The 591-nt window shown below is 44.5% G+C and carries 1 protein-coding gene and 1 pseudogene; both read left to right on the top strand.

Annotated features, from left to right (window positions below; all coding sequences use genetic code 11):
* Positions 1–18: 18 nt before the first annotated feature.
* Positions 19–282, top strand: a complete 264-nt coding sequence (locus A3766_RS07145; RefSeq protein ID WP_068516597.1) for a DUF4212 domain-containing protein — start codon at positions 19–21, stop codon at positions 280–282.
* A 9-nt stretch (positions 283–291) separates the two neighbouring features.
* Positions 292–591 (top strand): annotated as a pseudogene (locus tag A3766_RS07140) (cation acetate symporter); the annotation flags it as partial.

The raw sequence follows: 591 nt of genomic DNA, 5'->3' as shown, positions 1-591 counted from the left end.
ACTAAGCGGAGATGTGTCATGCAAGAAAATAATAATGAGCAAGCATCTGCGTACTGGCAATACAATATCAAACTCATGCTAAAGCTGTTATGCATTTGGTTTGTCGTATCGTTTGTATGCGGAATCCTACTGGTCGATGTACTGAATCAGATTCAAATTGGCGGCTATAAATTGGGCTTCTGGTTTGCTCAACAGGGCTCGATGTATAGCTTTGTTGTGTTGGTCTTTTATTACGCAAAAAAAATGGCGGCACTTGACCGCGAATTTAACGTAGAAGAATAGGAGGCTGATATGGAACTGCAAACCTTAACTTATATCGTGGTGGGTATTACATTTGCTATGTATATTGGCATAGCCATCTGGGCGCGTGCCGGGTCTACCAAAGAATTCTATGTGGCCGGTGGTGGTGTTCACCCCGTTGCAAATGGAATGGCAACCGCTGCTGACTGGATGTCTGCCGCTTCGTTTATCTCAATGGCGGGTTTAATTGCTTTTTATGGCTATGGCGGTTCGGTCTTCTTAATGGGCTGGACAGGTGGTTATGTATTGCTGGCAATGTGCTTGGCACCTTACCTCAGAAAGTTTGGTAAG

The organism is Oleiphilus sp. HI0132 (genome assembly GCF_001635845.1).
Note: the sequence above shows the minus strand (reverse complement) of the source record. Positions and strands in the feature narration are given on the sequence as shown.